The organism is Nocardioides sp. P4_G4, from assembly GCF_056401085.1.
The window spans coordinates 1-17526 of sequence record NZ_JBFUKA010000090.1 but is presented as its reverse complement, the minus strand read 5'-3'; the positions used below and the strand labels follow the sequence as shown (position 1 = coordinate 17526).

The following is a 17526-nucleotide window of genomic DNA, read 5'->3' as shown; positions in this document are numbered from 1 at the left end:
GCCGAGACCTCCTCGGAGAACTGCAGCTCGGCGACACCGGCGGGGCTCACGAGGCTCGGGGTCTCGTCGGTCACGCCACCCACGACGCCGACGGTGACGTCGTCGCTGGGGTCGGCCGGGGTGCCGTTGTCGACCACGTAGGTCTGGAAGGGCGCGAGGGCGGTGGCTCCGGTGGCCTTCACGGTCACGTTGGAGGCCAGGTAGTCCCACTTCGCGTTGCGCGCGGCGACCGGGCCGATCACGCGGTCGCGGAGGTCGGCCCACCCCTTGTCGAACTCGTGGTTGCCGACCGCGGACACGTCGAGGTCCAGGGCGTTCATCACGTCGATGGTGGGCTGGTCGTCCTGGATCGCCGAGGCGAACTCCGAGGCACCGATGAGGTCGCCCGCACCGACCATCAGGGTGTTGGCCGGCGTTGTCGTGTCGGCGGACACGGCCTCGACCGTGGACGCCCACTTCGTGGTGTTGGTGTTGATACGACCGTGGAAGTCGTTGACCGCGACGAGGTTGATCTCGACCGACGGTGCTGCCTGCGCGGGGGCGGTGGTGAAAGCGACCACTGCCAGGGGTGCCGCAAGGACCCCCGAGGTCGTCGCCACAGCCACCCAGCGGCGCGTGAAGAGGGATGCTGACACAGGTGGTGCCTTTCCGGGATGTGAGTGATCCGCGACACCCTAACCCGGCCCTCGACCCGTCACGGCGCGTTGACGCGTGTGACAGGTGAACGTCTGGTTACCGACCCGGTGTTTCAGGCTGTGACGTCGTACGCCGCTGCCGCGCGACGTCGCGGAAGAACTCGTACCCGGACCACATCGTCATCGCGACCGCGCCCGCCAGCACCACCTGGAAGAAGTAGAACAGCACCTCGCCGGCGACGCCCCAGTAGTCGAAGGCCCCACCGTGCGCGTCGCCGTGAGGCAGCGGCATCAGCAGGCCGGCGAGGGCGAAGCCCTGCAGGGTCGTCTTGATCTTGCCGCTCTGCGAGGCAGCGAGGACCACGTCCTTGAGCACCGAGAGGCGCAACAGGGTCACGCTCCACTCGCGCAGCAGGACCACGATCGTCACCCACCACCAGATGTCGCCGACGATGGACAGCCCGATGAAGGCCATGCCGGTGATCGCCTTGTCGGCGATCGGGTCGGCGATCTTGCCGAAGTCGGTGACGAGGTCGTGCTTGCGGGCCAGGTCGCCGTCGATCTTGTCGGTGATCATGGCGACGGCGAAGATCGCGAACGCCACCCAGCGCCACAGCGTCGAGTCGCCGCCGTCGTGGAGCAGCGCCCACCCGAAGAACGGCACCATGACGATGCGCAGGGTCGTCAGCGCATTGGGCACGTTCCAATTGGAGACCTGGCGCTCGGCGGTGCTCATGCCCCAGCTCCCGTCGCTCGCGCGACGGCGTCACCCGTCGCTCGCGCGACCAGGTCGACCCCGTCGGTGGCCACGACCTCCGCGAGGACGATGTCGCCGACCCGGGCGTCACCGTCGAGCTCGACCGTGGTCGTGCCGTCGACCTCCGGGCCCTGGTGCTCGGCCCGACCCTCGACGACCCCGTCGTCGACCGACTCGACGAGCACCGAGACGCTCTCGCCGATGCGCTCCTCGGCCCGCTGGGCGTTGAGCTCCTCGACGAGGGAGGTGACGTGCTCGGTGCGGGCACGCACCTCGTCCTCGTCGAGCTTGCCGTCGTACGTCGCGGCCTCGGTGCCGTCCTCGTCGGAGTAGCCGAAGACGCCGGTGACGTCCATCCGTGCCGCCTCGAGGAAGTCGCACAGCGTCTGCAGGTCGTCCTCGGTCTCACCGGGGAAGCCGACGATGACGTTGGAGCGCACCCCGGCCAGCGGTGCGAGGTCGCGGATGCGCGCGAGCAGGTCCAGGAAGCTCTCCGGGTCGCCGAAGCGGCGCATCCGGCGCAGCACCGCAGCGCTGGCGTGCTGGAAGGACAGGTCGAAGTAGGGCACGACCCCGGGGGTGGAGGCGATGGCCTCGATCAGCCCGGGACGCGTCTCGGCCGGCTGGAGGTAGGACACCCGCACCCGGTCGACGCCCTCGATGGCGGCCAGCTCCGGAAGCATCGTCTCCAGCAGCCGCAGGTCGCCGAGGTCCTTGCCGTACGACGTCGAGTTCTCGCTCACCAGGAACAGCTCCCGGGCACCCTGGGTCGCCAGCCACTGGCCCTCGGCCAGGACGTCGCTGGGACGGCGGCTCACGAACGAGCCGCGGAAGCTGGGGATCGCGCAGAACGAGCAGCGCCGGTCGCAGCCGCTGGCCAGCTTGAGCGGAGCCATCGGACCGGAGTCCAGACGGCGGCGTACGGCGCGTGGTCCGGTGGCGGGAGCCCCGGCGCCGATCTCGGAGACGTCCGAGGGCCCCTGGTCGGCGTGACCGGGCACCGAGATCGCCGAGGCGTCGCGGTCCACCGGGCTGATGGGCAGCAGCCGACGCCGGTCGGAGGGCGTGTGCGGGTGGTGGGTCTCCCCCGCGACGATCGAGCGCAGTCGCGCGGYGATGTCGGGGTAGTCGTCGAAGCCGAGGACGGCGTCCGCCTCGGGCAGCGAGTCGGCGAGGTCCTTGCCGTAGCGCTCGGCGAGGCAGCCGACGGCCACGACGGCCTGCGGGCGACCGGACTCCTTGAGGTCGGCGGCCTCCAGCAGGGTGTCGACCGAGTCCTTCTTGGCTGCCTCCACGAAGCCGCAGGTGTTGACCAGGACCGTGTCGGCGTCCTCCGGGTCGTCGACCAGGACGAACCCGTCGGCCTCCAGGCGGCCGGCAAGCTCCTCGGAGTCGACTTCGTTGCGGGCACAGCCCAGGGTCACCACCGCCACGTTGAGAGGGGTGCCGGGAACGGGGCGGGTGTCAGCAGGAGTGGTCGTCATCGCACCTGTGAGTATGCCGCCTCCGCCGTGGCTGACTCCAACCCTCGCCCGCGGTCGCAGGCATGGCACCCGTCACAGGCGTCACCGGGAGACGAACGTCCCCTGGCCCGCCACACCGGGCTCGCCGACCGGGCGCGGCTCCTGGCCGTCGAGGGTGACGGTCACGGCTCCGTCGGTCGACTGCACGCGCACCGGCGGGGCCGCGTCGAGTTCCCGGGTCTCCCCCACCGCGAGGTTGCCCTTGAAGACGATCTCGCCGGCGCCGTCGCGCACCACCACGTGCGCACCACCGGTCGCGGCGGTGACCACGACCGGCACCGGGTCGGCCGCGGGTGCCGACCCGGCACCGCTGGGTCCGCCGGACCCGTTGAGGACGGGGGTGGCGTTGCGCAGCTCCGTGGGCGTGTCCATCACCAGCCGCGCGATCGACCAGCACAGCACGAGGGCCATCACCACGGCGACCAGCACCGACCAGTTGGGGCCGCCGCGGGTGCTGCGGATCGAGCCGTTGGCGCCCGTGGCCAGCTCGGCCTCGAAGACGCGACGCGGGTTGATCGGGGCGTGCGCGTAGCGCTCGTCGTACGACGTCAGCAGCGGCGCCACGTCGATGCCCAGCACGCGGGCCAGGGTGCGCAGGTGGCCGCGGGCGTAGAAATCGCCGCCACACGGAGCGAAGTCGTCGACCTCGATGGACTCGATGACGTGCGGGCGGATGCGGGTGCGGTCGGCCAGCTGGTCCACGGTGAGGCCCAGCCGGGTGCGGGCCGCGGCCAGCTCAGGTCCGACCACGGGGTCGGCCGCGGGCAGGGTCGCGAACTCGTCGATGACCAACGGCTCGACGACCTCGCCCTGGCGGGAGATCGGCCGGACACGGTCGCCCCAGACCTGGGTGTCCTCCACCAGGCTGACGCTCCCCGGGCGGCGCAGCTCGCGACCCCCGGCATCCTCGTCGGTCTCCTCGGCGACGTCCCGGCGGACCTCCGAGCGACGGGCGCTCGCGGCCTCGCGCAGGGGCGACGGGGTGGCGCTGGCGACGACGGGCGCGTCGACCTGCACGTCCTCGTGCGCCTCGTCCTCGACCACGTCGTCGTCCACGTCGTCGTCCTCGTGGTCGTCCTCGTGGTCGACCTCTCCGCCGTGCTCCGGGCGGCTCGGGACCAGGGCGGACAGCCGGGCGATGCCGGCGGCCAGGAACGGACGCGGGTCGCGGACCCGGTGCGAGACCTCGGTCCCGTCCGCGTGCTCCACATGCTCGTCGTGCTCCACGAGCTCGTCGCGGTGCTCGTCGCGAAGCTGGTCGTCCTGGGACGCAGCGGCGTCCACCGTGTCGTCCGCGACGGGCGCGTCGAGCACGATGACCTCGGTGGAGCGCATGGCGACCCGGTCCAGGGCGGCGGTCAGGTCGTCGCCACCACCGCTCACGCGGGTCGCGAGGCCGAGCGGGACGGCCAGCGGGGCGCCGTACAGGCGTCGGGCGAGCCCGGCCTGGCGACGACCGCGGGCGTCGAGCTCGTCGAGGACGAGCTCCTCGTTGTGCGCGACCACGACCAGGCGGCCGTCGCGGAGCAGGCCACGGCGCGGGCTGTGCTCCACGTGGTGCACCGCGCTCCACGGCAGGCCGCGCCACGTGTGGCCCAGGCGGATGCGCACGCCCTGGGCGTCGGCGACCAGCAGCGGCGTACGGGCGTCGACGAAGGCACGCAGCCATCCGATCGACACGAGCCCGAGCACCACGGCCAGCATCCAGTCGAGGGCAGCGCCCGTCTGGGTGGCGCGCGCCAGGTAGGCGATCGCGATGGCGGCGGCGACCGCACCGACCGCGGCGGCCAGTGCGCCGTTGCGGCGCACCTCCACCGCCTCGGGCGCCACCGACAGCGACTCGGTCGAGCCGGTCCCCTCGGTCGTTCCGTCGTCGTACAGCTCAGCAGCACCCATCACGCACTCCCCTCGATCGTGGCAATGACGGCGTCGATCTCGTCGGGCTTCACGAGCACGTCGCGAGCCTTCGATCCCTCGCTCGGACCCACGACGCCGCGGCTCTCGAGGATGTCCATCAGTCGTCCGGCCTTGGCGAAGCCGACGCGCAGCTTGCGCTGCAGCATCGACGTCGAGCCGAACTGGGTGGAGACGATGAGCTCGATGGCCTGCACCACGAGCTCCATGTCGTCGCCGATGTCGTCGTCGATCTCCCGCTTGGCCGCGGCCGGGGCGGTGACGTCCTCGACGTAGGTCGGCTCGAGCTGGTCCTTGCAGTGCTTGACGACCTGCTGGATCTCGGCCTCGGTGACCCACGCCCCCTGGACACGGACCGGCTTGCTGGCGCCCATCGGCAGGAAGAGGCCGTCACCCTGGCCCACGAGCTTCTCCGCGCCCGGCTGGTCGAGGATGACCCGGCTGTCGCCGAGCGAGCTGGTCGCGAACGCGAGCCGCGACGGGACGTTGGCCTTGATGAGGCCGGTCACGACGTCGACCGACGGACGCTGCGTGGCGAGCACCAGGTGGATGCCGGCCGCACGGGCCAGCTGGGTGATGCGCACGACCGAGTCCTCGACGTCACGCGGCGAGACCATCATCAGGTCGGCGAGCTCGTCGACGATGACCAGGAGGTAGGGGTATGGCGTGAGCACGCGCTCGCTGCCGGCGGGCACCTCGACCTTGCCGCCCCGCACCGCCTTGTTGAAGTCGTCGATGTGGCGGAAGCCGAAGTTGGCCAGGTCGTCGTAGCGCATGTCCATCTCGCGCACGACCCAGGCCAGTGCCTCGGCGGCCTTCTTGGGGTTGGTGATGATCGGCGTGATCAGGTGCGGCACGCCCTCGTAGGCGTTCAGCTCGACCCGCTTCGGGTCGACCATGATCATCCGCACCTCGTCGGGCGTCGAGCGCATCAGGATCGAGGTGATCAGCGAGTTGATGAACGACGACTTGCCCGAGCCGGTGGCACCGGCGACGAGCAGGTGCGGCATCTTCGCCATGTTGGCGACGACGAAGCCGCCCTCCACGTCCTTGCCGAGCCCCGCCACCATCGGGTGGTGGTCCGAGCGGGCGGTGTTGGAGCGGAGCACGTCGCCCAGGGAGACGATCTCCTTGTCGAGGTTGGGGATCTCGATGCCGATCGCGGACTTGCCGGGGATCGGGCTCAGGATCCGCACGTCGGCCGAGGCGACGGCGTACGCGATGTTCTTGGAGAGCGCGGTGACCTTCTCGACCTTGACCGCGGGGCCGAGCTCGACCTCGTAGCGGGTCACGGTCGGGCCCCGGGTGTAGCCGGTGACGGCCGCGTCGATGCCGAACTCGTCCATCACCTGCATGAGCCGCTCGACCACGGCGTCGCTGGCCTTGGAGCGGGCCTTGTGCACGGACCCGGGCTTGAGGACCTCGTTGCCGGGCAGCGAGTAGGTGATGTCGCCGGACAGCGCGAGCTGCTCGACGCGCTGGGGCAGCGGCGTGTGGGGCGGGGGCTCGACCTCTCCGGTCGTGTCAGGGGTGCTGGCAGCGGGGAGGCCCACGGCCGGCGTGGTCTCTGTCGGCGCGTCCGCGAAGAGGTCGATGCCGGCGTCCGTGCCGTCCTCGCCACCCTTCTTCGTGCGGGCCTTGTCGCGACGGCGCTTGACCTCGCGGTCCTCCAGGACCGGGGAGTCGTACGCCGGGTCGCCCGCCTCGGGGTCGATGTCCTCGAGCATGCCGCGACGGCGGGTGCGCATCGGCGTGGTCGGCGCCTCCAGCTCGCCGGCGACACCGTCCTCGGGCGCGGTGCGGCCCAGGGCGCGATCGCGGGCCGCGGCCAGGCGGACCGGGATCTGGTAGACGGGGGTGGCGGTGATGATCAGGACGCCGAAGAAGGCGAGCAGGGCCAGCATCGGGACCACGACGTACGCCGTGCGGAACAGGTCGAGCAGGAGGCTCGAGGTCACGAACCCCACCGCTCCCCCGGCCTGCTGCAGCGAGCTGGCGTCGCCGAGCTCGGGCTGCGGGTTGCCGTTGGCGATGTGGACGATCCCGAGGATCCCCAGGGCGAAGGCGGACCAGCCGATGACCTGGCGCCCGGCGGGGCCGTTGCGCTCGGGGTCGCGCAGGGTGCGCCACCCGGCGTACACGAGGAAGAGCGGGACCAGCCAGCCGACCTTGCCGACCGCGCCGGCGGTCATCGAGCGCATGAACTCCATGACCCCGCCGGGCAGCTGCCACCAGACCGCTGCGGCGACCACCATGGCCAGGCCGAACAGGAACAGCCCGACACCGTCACGACGGTGCTCGGGCTCGAGGTCACGGGCCGACTGCCCGATCGAGCGGGCCACGGCTCCGAGGGCGTGGGCGATGCCCAGCCACACGGACGCGACCGTGCGACCGATGCCACCGAACGCGCGAGCGACCGGTCCCGGCCCGTTGCGCACCGCGCGGGGGGCCGGACGAGTGGTGGGGCGCCGCGAGCTGCCGCGAGCGGGCGTGCGGGAACCGCCCTTGCTCGTGCGGGAGGCCGGGCTCTTGCTGGTACTGCGGGATCGGGTGCTCGAGGACGAGGCCCCACCGCCTCGCGAAGTGCTTCGCGAGCTGGTGGAACCGGACGTGCTCGAGCTCCGCGACCCCGCCGGGGAAGACGTACGGGTCGCCATGCCGCGACCCTACGGGAGAGTCACACCAGCCCCACGGATCACAGGAAGCGTGTCGCACCACGACTGCACCGGGATCGAAACGAAACACGAGTGTTACGAGAAACCTTCTCAAGGGGCTACCGGTGTCACGCCAGCGTTCGTATGGTGTCCCAGATCACTCGGGGCAGTCTGTTCCGGGTGGCGACCGGAACAATCTGGAGGAAAACACGTGAAGCTCCTCAACAGGGGGCTTGCACTCGCAGTCGTGGGGGCCGGCCTCGCCGCCCTCCCCACGCTCGGAGCGCAAGCACTGCCAGCCACGGCTGGCGACAACGGCCTGAGGGCCATGACTGCTCAGGCCGACGGCGCGGTGGCCGTCACCAGCGAGAAGGCGACCGGCATGGTCGGCTTCATCCGCGTCAAGGGCAACGGCGACCTGATGCCGGGTGTCGCAGGCGACACCCTCAGCTCCGCCAAGGCGAAGGCTGACGCCTACCTCGACAAGTACGCCGCCAACTTCGGCGCCCGGCCCGGCGAGCTCACGCAGGAGCGGGTCGACGCCAACTCGGTGGGCTGGACCATCCGCTACGCCCAGGAGTACAAGGGCGTGCCTGTGTTCGGCAGCCTGCTCAAGGTCAACGTCGACGAGCAGGGCGACCTGACCTCGGTCAACGGCTACGCCGCACCCGACCTGTCGCTGTCCACCACGCCTCGCCTGTCGGCCACCGACGCCGGCGAGCGCGCGGTCCTCACCGTCAAGGCCCAGCCCCCCGGCGAKGCACCCGCGAAGACCGACCTGACCGGCCTCGCCGCCAAGGCCCCGCAGTTGGTGGTCTACCGGCTCGGCTCGACCCGCGGCGTCACCGGCAAGGCCGTCCTCGCTTGGGCCGTCGAGGTCACCAACGAGCGCAACGTGCGCGACTTCGTCCTCGTGTCCGACGCGACCGGCAAGCCGGTCAACCGTTGGTCGATGATGCACGACGCGCTGGACCGTCGCCTGTACGAGGCCGACGCCAACCGTCAGCTGACCCTGGCCTGGAAGGAGGGCGACCCGCTCCTGCCCGACCCCGCAGCCACGGTCAACGAGGACCAGGACTCCATGGTCAAGTCGACCGGTGACGCGTACTGGATCTTCAAGAACGCCTTCGGCCGTGACTCCTACGACGGCGCCGGCCACCGGATGAACACCATCAACAACGACCCGGCGATCGCGTGCCCCAACGCCAACTGGAACGGCGTCACGACCAACTACTGCGACGGGGTCTCCTCCGACGACGTGGTCGCACACGAGTGGGGCCACGCCTACACCGAGTACACCTCCGGCCTCATCTACCAGTGGCAGTCCGGTGCGCTCAACGAGTCGTACTCCGACGTGTGGGGCGAGACCGTCGACCTCATCAACGGCCGTCTCGACGAGGGCGAGGGCAACCTCAACGGCGTCCGACCTGTCGGCCTGTGCTCCTCGCACTCGGTCGCCAACCCGCTCCTGACGATCACGGCCCCGGCCGCGATCGCGGGCGACTGCCTCACCGGCGGCTACATGGGCCCCGACGTGCTCCCCACGATCAGCGGCGACGTCGTCGTCGCCACTGACGCCGCGGACGCCGACGGCCCCACGACCACCGACGGTTGCACGCCGTTCACCAACGCTGCCGCCGTCGCGGGCAAGATCGCCATGGTCGACCGCGGCACCTGCAGCTTCGTGGCCAAGGCCGAGAACGCCCGCGCCGCGGGCGTCGCGGCCCTGATCATCGGCAACCGCGACAACGCCCCGGTGAGCTTCAGCTCTCCGGACACCACGCTGCCCCCGACCGTCTCCATCGGCCTGGACAAGCGTGAGGCGATCCGCGGCCAGCTGGCCGCCGGCCAGCCGGTCACGGCGACCATCAAGGACGCCAGCGGTGCTCGGGCAGACTCCTACCGGTGGCTCATGGGCGAGAAGTCCGAGGCCTTCGGAGGAGCAATCCGTGACATGTGGAACCCCACCTGCTACGGCGACCCGGGCAAGGTCTCTGACGCGGAGTACAAGTGCGACGGCACCAGCGACGCGGGCGGCGTGCACTCCAACTCCGGCGTGCCGAACCACGCCTACGCCCTGCTCGTGGACGGCGGCACCTACAACGGTGTGACCGTCCCCGGCATCGGCGTCGACAAGGCCGCCAACCTCTGGTGGCGCGCCCAGTCGTCCTACCTCACGCCCTCGTCGAACTTCACCGACATGGCCGACGCGCTCGACGCGTCCTGCGTGGACCTGACGGGCAAGTCGATCAACAAGATGAGCACCGCTCCGAACACCACGGCCGGTGCAACGTCGATCACGGCGGCCGACTGCGCCGCGGTGGCTGCCGTGTCGAAGGCTGTCGAGTTCCGCAAGGAGCCCGTGCAGTGCGACTTCCAGCCGCTGCTCGCCAAGAACGCTCCGTCCCCCTGCGGCCCCGGTTTCACCCCGGACGTCGTCTTCGCGGAGGACTTCGAGGACGGCCTGAGTGGCTGGGGCACCGACCAGACGGTCACCTACCCCGACGGTCACGGCATCGAGTGGACGGCGACCGGCAGCGCGCCCGGTGACCACGCCGGCACCGTTGCGTTCGGACCCACGCCGGACGACGGCGACTGCCAGGGTGGCGCCCTGGACATCTCCAGCAAGGACACGATCATCAGCCCGTCGGTGGCGCTTCCCTCGGGTGGTGCCTCGCCGCGACTGGAGTTCGACCACTACGTGTCCACTGAGAGTGGTTTCGACGGTGGCAACGTGAGCGTCAGCATCAACGGAGGGCCTTTCCAGGTCATCCCGGCCGACGCCTACGCCTTCAACGGCCCCAACGCCGTGCTGGAGCCCGCCGTGGTGCAGGGTCAGCCTTACAACACCAACCCGATGGCCGGCGAGGAGGCCTTCTCGGGCACGGACGGCGGCAAGGTGTCCGGCTCGTGGGGTACCTCGATCGTCGACCTCGGCGCCGTCGGCGCCAAGGGTCCGGCCACCGTGCGGGTCGCCTTCAACGTCGGCCGCGACGGTTGTGGTGGTGTCGACGGCTGGTACGTCGACAACGTCAAGGTCGAGGTCTGCGAGGCGGCCACCACGGTGACCGCGATGCACCGACCCGAGCCGTCCAAGCTCGGTGAGGCTTCGGTGGTCGACGTGACCGTCAAGCGCAACGGCACCACCGGTCTGCCCCCCAAGGGCACGGTCACCCTGGTGGACGAGAAGGGCACCACGCTGAGCACCGCCACGCTGGCGGGCGCGGCTGCGACCCTGACGGTCCCGGCCAACACGCCGGCCGGCGCCCACGCCATGACGGTGAAGTACACCGGTGACAACATCACCGCGGACTCCTCCGCCCCGGTCACCGTGACGGTCAAGGGCCCCGACAGCCCCACCCCGCCCGCGGGGACGTCCGAGTCCACGACCATGGCCAAGATCAAGCCGACGAAGCCCGCCTTCAAGCAGGACTTCAAGGCCATCGTCAAGGTCAAGGCCACCGACGGCTCAAAGGCGACCGGCAAGGTCGTCATCAAGGTCGACGGCAAGTGGATGGGCAAGGGCAGCCTCAAGGACGGCCGGTTCGTCTACAAGGTCAAGAAGAACCTCAAGGTCGGCAAGCACAAGCTCGTCGCGACCTACAAGGGTTCCTCGACCGTCGAGGGCAGCAGCGACAAGGTGAAGTTCAAGGTCGTGCGCTGACCTGAGCAGCACCCGGTCCTGACCCAGGACCAAGCGAGGCCCCGGTGGAGTCATCCACCGGGGCCTCGTGCCGTTGCACGCCGTCAGGTCCCGGTCAGCGCAGCCCGGCCAGCCAGGGCAGCACCACGAGCGCGCTCGGCAGGGCGAGCAGCGCCAGGGCGGAGAGGGTGRCCACGACCGCCTGCAGCCGGTGCGGCTCGGTGTCGCGGAGCACCGCGACCCGCTCGACCAGCCCCGTCCCGGTGGCACCCAGGGCCCCGCCCGGCGTGTGCGACCCGGCCAGGGTGAGCAGCGCGGAGGCCAGCGCGCGCCGGTCACCGCGGCGTACGGCGGCCCGGTCGGCCAGGACCTCGACGAGCACCTGCACCTGGTGGTGGGCGGCGCCGCTGGACACCCAGCGCGGGAAGGCGCGGTGCAGGACGGTGAAGGCCTCCAGCACCAGGTCGTGCCGGGCGCGCAGGTGCGAGCGCTCGTGCGCCACCACGGCGGCGAGCTCGGCCGGCCCGAGGCGCATCAGCGTCGAGCGCGAGACCACGATCCGCGAGCCCGACATCCCGGGCACGCAGTAGGCGACCGGGACCTCGTGGTCGAGCACCGAGATCCACTGCTCGAGGATCTGGTGGTCGACCCGCGCCAGCAGGTCCACCTGCTCGCGGTGCCGGCGCCGCAACCGGCGCAGGGTCGTCCCGGTCCGGTGGCCGCTCAGCAGCAGCCGTCCCACGACCACCACCGTCACTCCCCCGGCGAGGGCGGCCAGCAGCACGTCGCCGACGCCCACGTCGCCCTGCCACAGCCGGTGGGTGACCAGGGAGAGGCCGGCGCCGACCGCGGCCAGCACCGCGGCCAGCGCGGTGCTCTGCCACAGCAGCATCGCGGGGACCGGCGTGTGCCGCAGGCGCTCGGAGCGGGCCAGCGCCCACGGCAGCGGGCTGGCCAGGGCGAGCGCGAGGGCGCCGAGCACGAGGGGCGTCAGCACGGGCGGGGTCAGGCCAGGTCGCCGAGGGCGCGACGCAGGGCCGCGATGTCCGCCTCGTCCGCGTCCGCGACGAAGGAGACCAGCGCGGAGCCGCGCTCCTCGGCCCCCATGTCCACGAGCGTCTCGCGCATCAGCTCGGCCGTCAGGCCGGCCCGGCTGACACGCGGGCGGTAGCGGTAGGCGCGACCGTCGCGCTGCTGCTCGACGTACTCCTTGCGCGCGAGCCGGTCCATGACGGTCATGACCGTCGTGTAGGCCAGCCCGCGGGCGGCCAGCGACTCGTGCACCTGGCGCACCGTCGCCCACTGCTCGTCCTCGAGCGCCCAGAGCGTCTGCATGACGGCCTGCTCGAGCTCACCCATCCGGGACCTTGGACCCATGTCCACGGAGTCTAGAGCCCCTGTGCACGAAAGTACGACACGGCGTAGTATCTACTACGCTGAGTAGTAGTTCTTCGCCGATCCACAGTGGATCTTGCCCGGGAGCAGGTACATGGACGTCCTCGACATCGCACGCTGGCAGTTCGGCATCATCACCGTCTACCACTTCCTCTTCGTCCCGCTCACGATCGGCCTCACCGCCATGGTCGCCGGCTTCGAGACCGCGTGGGTCCGCACCCGCAACGAGGACTACCTCCGCCTCACCAAGTTCTTCGGCAAGCTGATGCTCATCAACTTCGCCATCGGCGTGGTCACGGGCATCGTGCAGGAGTTCCAGTTCGGGATGAACTGGTCGGACTACTCGCGCTTCGTCGGCGACGTCTTCGGAGCCCCGCTGGCCATCGAGGGCCTGCTCGCGTTCTTCCTCGAGTCGACGTTCCTGGGGCTGTGGATCTTCGGGTGGGACAAGCTCCCCCGCGCGCTGCACGCGTCCTGCATGTGGATCGTGCACATCGGGACGCTGTTCTCCTCGTGGTTCATCCTCGCCGCCAACTCCTGGATGCAGCACCCGGTCGGGCACACGTACAACCCGGAGACCGGGCGGGCCGAGCTCGTCGACTTCTGGGCGGTGATGTTCAACAAGGTCCAGCTGGTGACGTTCCCGCACGTGATCGCCTCGGCGTACCTCACCGCGGGCGCCTTCGTCGTCGGTGTCGCCGGCTGGCTCTACGTCCGCCGCGGGCACGAGCACGACCGCGGCCTCTACCGCCGTGCCGTGCGCATCGGCGCCACCGTCACGCTGCTGGCCGGTCTCGGCGTCGCCGTCTCCGGTGACGTGCAGGGCAAGATCATGACCGAGGTGCAGCCCATGAAGATGGCCGCCGCCGAGGGGTTGTTCCAGACCGAGCAGCCCGCGTCGTTCTCGATCTTCACCATCGGCACCCCGGACGGGAGCGAGGAGAAGTTCGCGATCAAGATCCCGGGCCTGCTCAGCTTCCTGGGGACCGGCTCCTTCGACGGCGAGGTCAAGGGCATCGACGAGCTCCGCGAGGAGTACGTCGCGACGTACGGGCAGGATCCCGGCGCCGCCTACTACTCGGCCGGCGACTACGTGCCCGTCGTGCCCATCACCTACTGGTCCTTCCGGTTGATGATCGGGCTCGGCATGGCGGCGGCCGCGGGGGCGGCCCTGGTGCTGTGGGTGACCCRACGCGGTCGCGTGCCCCGAGGGAGGTGGTTCCCCTGGCTCGCCGTCGGGCTGCCGGTCCTGTCGGTGGCCGCCAACTCCTTCGGCTGGATCTTCACCGAGATGGGCCGCCAGCCGTGGGTCGTCTTCGGGCTAATGACCACCGAGAACGGCGTGTCGCCCAGCGTCAGCGTCTTCGAGGCCGCCACGTCCCTGATCGTCCTCACCCTGCTGTACGCCGTGCTGGCCGTCGTCGAGCTCGGCCTCCTCCTGAAGTACGTACGTCGCGGCGCGGACCCCTTCGTGGAGCCACCGGACGTGCCCGTCGGCGGGCACGACGACGACGCCCCCATGGCCTTCGCCTACTGACGACGCACTGACGACAAGGATCGACATGGAACTCACCACCGTCTGGTTCGCCCTGATCGCCGTCCTCTGGATCGGCTACTTCTGCCTGGAGGGCTTCGACTTCGGCGTCGGCATGCTGCTGCCCGTGCTGGCCCGCGACGACACCGAGCGCCGGGTCATGTACAACTCTGTCGGGCCCGTGTGGGACGGCAACGAGGTGTGGGTGCTCGTCGCCGGCGGCGCCACCTTCGCGGCCTTCCCGGAGTGGTACGCCACCCTCTTCAGCGGCTTCTACCTGCCCCTGCTGCTCATCCTCGTCGGCCTGATCGTCCGGGGCCTCGCCTTCGAGTACCGCGCCAAGCGCGACGACGACCGGTGGCGGGCCCGCTGGGACCTGGCGCTGATCATCGGCTCGGTGGTGCCGGCCTTCCTGTGGGGCGTGGCGTTCGCCAACATCGTGGCGGGGGTGCCGATCGACGCCGACAAGGAGTTCACCGGCAACCTCTTCACCCTGCTCAACCCGTTCGGGCTCCTGGGCGGGTTGGTCACGCTGACCCTCTTCGCGACCCACGGGGCGCTGTTCCTGGCGCTCAAGACCGACGGCGACATCCGCCACCGGGCCCGGGCCATGGCCCTGCAGATCGGCGCCGTGGCCGCGGTGCTGGCGGTGGTGTTCCTCGTGTGGACCCAGCTCAAGACCGGTACGGCGTTCTCCGCGGTGCTCTTCGTGCTCGCCGCCCTCGCCCTGGTGGCCGGCCTCGTCGCCGCCCGCGCCGGCCGGGAGGGCTGGGCGTTCCTGGGCACGTTCGTCACCATCGGGCTGGCGGTGGCCGGGCTCTTCGTCGGCCTCTTCCCCGACGTGATGCCGTCGTCGACGGACGCGGCCTTCTCGCTGACGACCACCAACGCCTCCTCGACGGCGTACACGCTGAAGGTCATGACGTGGGTGGCGGTGATCTTCACCCCGATCGTGCTGATGTACCAGGGGTGGACCTACTGGGTCTTCCGCAAGCGGATCTCGGTGCACCACATCCCGGCGTCGACGGCGGACGCGAGCCACTGACGATGCGTCCATTGGACCCGGAGGTCCTCCCCCACCTGCTGCCCGCCCGACGGCCGCTCGCCGTCGTGGTCGGCGCCGGCGTGACGGGTGGGGTGCTGACCCTTGCCCAGGCCTGGGCGATCGGCGCCCTGGTGGTGCGGCTGGTCAGCGACCCCGCGGGCGACGGGTGGCACCCCGCGGCCGTGGCGCTGCTCGCGGTGGTCGCGCTGCGCGCCCTCGTCGAGCACGTCGCCGATCTGGCCGCGGCCCGGGCGGCAGCACGTGTGTCGACGACGCTGCGCCACCGCCTGCTGGCCGCGGCCACCGCGCGGCCCGGGCGGGACGGTCCCGAGCCGGACGCGCTGGTGCTGCTCGCCACCCGTGGCGCGACCAGCGTCGAGCCGTACGTCACCCGCTACCTGCCGGCCCTCGTCCTGGCGGCCGTCCTGCCCCCGTTGACGGTGGTCGCGATCTGGTGGCTGGACTGGCTGTCCGGCCTCATCGTGCTGCTCACCCTTCCCCTGGTGCCCGTCTTCGCCGCGCTCGTCGGGATGACCACCCGCGACCGCGCCGCGCTGCAGTGGCGGGAGCTGGGTGTGCTGTCGGGGCACTTCCTCGACGTCGTGCGCGGGCTACCCACCCTGGTGGCGCACCGCCGGGCGGAGGCGCAGGTCGCGCGGATCGGCGCCGTCACCGAGCGCTACCGCCGCGCCACCGTGGAGACCCTGCGCGTCGCCTTCGCCTCCTCCAGCGTGCTCGAGCTGGTCGCGACCCTGTCCGTGGCGCTGGTCGCCGTGTGCGTCGGCCTGCGGCTCGCGGCGGCCGGGATCGGGTTCGAGACGGCCCTGGTCGTGCTGCTCCTGGCCCCCGAGGCGTACTGGCCGCTTCGCCGGGTCGGCGCCGAGTTCCACGCCGCCGCCGAGGGCACGGCCGCCCTCACGGAGGCCACGCAGGCGCTGTCGACCCTCGACGCCGGGGCCACCGGCACCACGGTCCCCCGCTCGTCCCGTCTGGCACTCGTCGACCTCGCCCCCGGCCACCCCGGCTCCGCGCGGGCGCTGACCCGCCCGCTCGTCCTGGACCTCCCCGACCGCGGACTGGTCGCTGTCGCCGGAGCGAGCGGGTGCGGCAAGTCGACCCTGCTGCAGACCCTGCGGGGCGAGCTCGCGGCGTACGACGGGCACGTGCTGGTCGGCGGCGTCGACCTCGTCGACGTCGACCCCGACTGGTGGCGGCGCCAGGTCGCCTGGCTCCCCCAGCGACCGTGGCTGGCGGCCGGGACGGTCCGCGACGGCCTGCTCCTCGGCGCTCCCGCCGCGACCGACGAGCAGCTGTGGTGCGCCCTCGACGCGCTCGGGCTGAGCGAGGCCGTGGCCGCGCACCCCGACGGGCTGGACCGCCTCCTCGGTGAGGACGGCGCCGGCCTGTCCGCCGGACAGCGCGCCCGGCTGGCGATGGCCCGCGTGCTCCTCGCCGACCGGCCGGTCGTGCTGCTCGACGAGCCCACCGCCCACCTCGACGACGCCACCGAGCAGGTCCTGCTCGACGTGGTGCGCTCCCTGGCCGCGCGAGCCCTCGTCGTGGTCGTGGCGCACCGGGCGGCGGTCCTGGCCTGCGCCGACCTGGTGGTCGAGCTCCGCCCCCTCTCTCCTGCCCTCCCCGTCGACCGCACTGCCGCCGACGTCGCCCCGGTCGCGGTGCGCACGCCGGTCGCCYGACCCACGTCGGCCGAGCAGGAGGACGTGCCGCCGCCCCCCGCGTGGTCCGGCCCGCTCGCCACGGTGCTCGGCGTGCTGTCCACGGCCGCCGGGGTGGCGCTCACGGCCACCGCCGCGTGGCTGATCACCCGCGCCAGCGCCCACCCGCCGGTCCTCGTGCTGATGGTGGCCATCGTGGGCGTGCGGACCTTCGGCATCGCCCGGCCGGTGCTGCGGCACGCGGAGCGGCTGATGTCCCACGACGTCGTCCTGCACGAGCTCGCCCGCCACCGGACCGCCGTCTACGCCGCGCTGGTGCCGCTCGTGCCCGGCGCGCTCAGGACCGCCGGGCCCCGCAGGGGCGACCTGCTGGCGTCCGTCGTCGACGACGTCGACTCACTGCTCGACGCCCGGCTGCGGGTACGACAGCCGGTGGTCACCGCCCTGTCGGTGGGCATCCTGGCCGCCGGCCTCGCCTGGTGGTGGGCCCCGCAGGCCGGCCTCGTCATGGCCGTGCTGGTGGGTGTCGGGGTCCTGGCCGGCCTGCTCGGACGCCACGGCGCCCGGGCCGCCGAGCCCGCCCACGTGCAGCACCGCGCCCGGACCTCCGCGCTGGTCGAGGAGGTCGTCGCGGCCAGCGACGAGCTGCGCCAGTGGCAGGCCGCGCCCGACGCCCTGGCCGCCGTGGACGCGGAGGGCGTCGCCCTGGAACGGGCCGTACGCCGCTCGGTGCGGGCCGTCTCCGCGGGC

The 17526-nt window shown here is 71.6% G+C and carries 10 protein-coding genes and 1 pseudogene; 4 read left to right on the top strand and 7 right to left on the bottom strand.

The annotated features are described in order from the left end of the window. The 5 genes and pseudogenes from AC1DQF_RS18110 to AC1DQF_RS18090 form a co-directional block, all read right to left on the bottom strand. Window positions 1-635 (bottom strand): annotated as a pseudogene (locus AC1DQF_RS18110) (bifunctional metallophosphatase/5'-nucleotidase); the annotation flags it as partial. A gap of 97 nt (window positions 636-732) precedes the next feature. Next, window positions 733-1371 carry a CDP-diacylglycerol--glycerol-3-phosphate 3-phosphatidyltransferase gene (gene pgsA / locus AC1DQF_RS18105; RefSeq protein WP_477526622.1) on the bottom strand — a complete coding sequence of 213 codons (639 nt, stop codon included), beginning with the start codon at window positions 1369-1371 and terminating at the stop codon, window positions 733-735. Then, window positions 1368-2876 carry a 30S ribosomal protein S12 methylthiotransferase RimO gene (gene rimO / locus AC1DQF_RS18100; protein ID WP_477526621.1) on the bottom strand — a complete coding sequence of 503 codons (1509 nt, stop codon included), beginning with the start codon at window positions 2874-2876 and terminating at the stop codon, window positions 1368-1370. The genes pgsA and rimO overlap by 4 nt, the downstream gene beginning before the upstream one ends. 81 nt (window positions 2877-2957) lie before the next feature. Continuing rightward, complete coding sequence (locus tag AC1DQF_RS18095) at window positions 2958-4811, bottom strand: helix-turn-helix domain-containing protein (RefSeq protein WP_477526620.1); 1854 nt, start codon at window positions 4809-4811, stop codon at window positions 2958-2960. Continuing rightward, window positions 4811-7486: an FtsK/SpoIIIE family DNA translocase gene (locus AC1DQF_RS18090; RefSeq protein WP_477526619.1), complete on the bottom strand. Its 2676-nt coding sequence runs from the start codon at window positions 7484-7486 to the stop codon at window positions 4811-4813. The genes AC1DQF_RS18095 and AC1DQF_RS18090 overlap by 1 nt, the downstream gene beginning before the upstream one ends. Before the next feature lie 325 nt (window positions 7487-7811). Between AC1DQF_RS18090 and AC1DQF_RS18085 the strand changes: the two genes are divergently transcribed. Beyond that, entirely contained in the window at window positions 7812-11147 is a 3336-nt protein-coding gene (locus AC1DQF_RS18085; protein ID WP_477526618.1) for a M4 family metallopeptidase, read from the top strand. A 94-nt stretch (window positions 11148-11241) separates the two neighbouring features. On the opposite strand, the gene AC1DQF_RS18080 is transcribed toward AC1DQF_RS18085, so the two are convergent. Then, window positions 11242-12123 (bottom strand): M56 family metallopeptidase, encoded by an 882-nt coding sequence (locus AC1DQF_RS18080; protein WP_477526617.1) that lies wholly within the window; start codon window positions 12121-12123, stop codon window positions 11242-11244. Between the two features lie 8 nt (window positions 12124-12131). Then, window positions 12132-12503 (bottom strand): BlaI/MecI/CopY family transcriptional regulator, encoded by a 372-nt coding sequence (locus tag AC1DQF_RS18075; RefSeq protein WP_477526616.1) that lies wholly within the window; start codon window positions 12501-12503, stop codon window positions 12132-12134. A 112-nt stretch (window positions 12504-12615) separates the two neighbouring features. Here AC1DQF_RS18075 and AC1DQF_RS18070 point away from each other — a divergent pair, with 112 nt between their 5' ends. The 3 genes from AC1DQF_RS18070 to cydD all read left to right on the top strand — a co-directional run. Then, a complete protein-coding gene (locus AC1DQF_RS18070) occupies window positions 12616-14058 on the top strand; it encodes a cytochrome ubiquinol oxidase subunit I (protein ID WP_477526615.1) in 1443 nt (480 codons plus the stop codon). A gap of 25 nt (window positions 14059-14083) precedes the next feature. After that, the gene (cydB, locus tag AC1DQF_RS18065; RefSeq protein ID WP_477526614.1) at window positions 14084-15100 is read left to right on the top strand and encodes a cytochrome d ubiquinol oxidase subunit II; all 1017 of its coding nucleotides are present in this window, start codon (window positions 14084-14086) and stop codon (window positions 15098-15100) included. A gap of 2 nt (window positions 15101-15102) precedes the next feature. After that, the coding region (gene cydD / locus AC1DQF_RS18060) for a thiol reductant ABC exporter subunit CydD (protein ID WP_477526613.1) at window positions 15103-17526 on the top strand (2424 nt) is incomplete at its 3' end.

Excerpts from the sequence above, each read along its gene's own strand:
- pgsA (WP_477526622.1), bottom strand. The coding sequence starts at position 1,371 with ATGAGCACCGCCGAGCGCCAGGTCTCCAATTGGAACGTGCCCAATGCG.
- AC1DQF_RS18095 (WP_477526620.1), bottom strand. The coding sequence starts at position 4,811 with ATGGGTGCTGCTGAGCTGTACGACGACGGAACGACCGAGGGGACCGGC.
- AC1DQF_RS18090 (WP_477526619.1), bottom strand. The coding sequence starts at position 7,486 with ATGGCGACCCGTACGTCTTCCCCGGCGGGGTCGCGGAGCTCGAGCACG.
- AC1DQF_RS18075 (WP_477526616.1), bottom strand. The coding sequence starts at position 12,503 with ATGGGTCCAAGGTCCCGGATGGGTGAGCTCGAGCAGGCCGTCATGCAG.
- cydB (WP_477526614.1), top strand. The coding sequence starts at position 14,084 with ATGGAACTCACCACCGTCTGGTTCGCCCTGATCGCCGTCCTCTGGATC.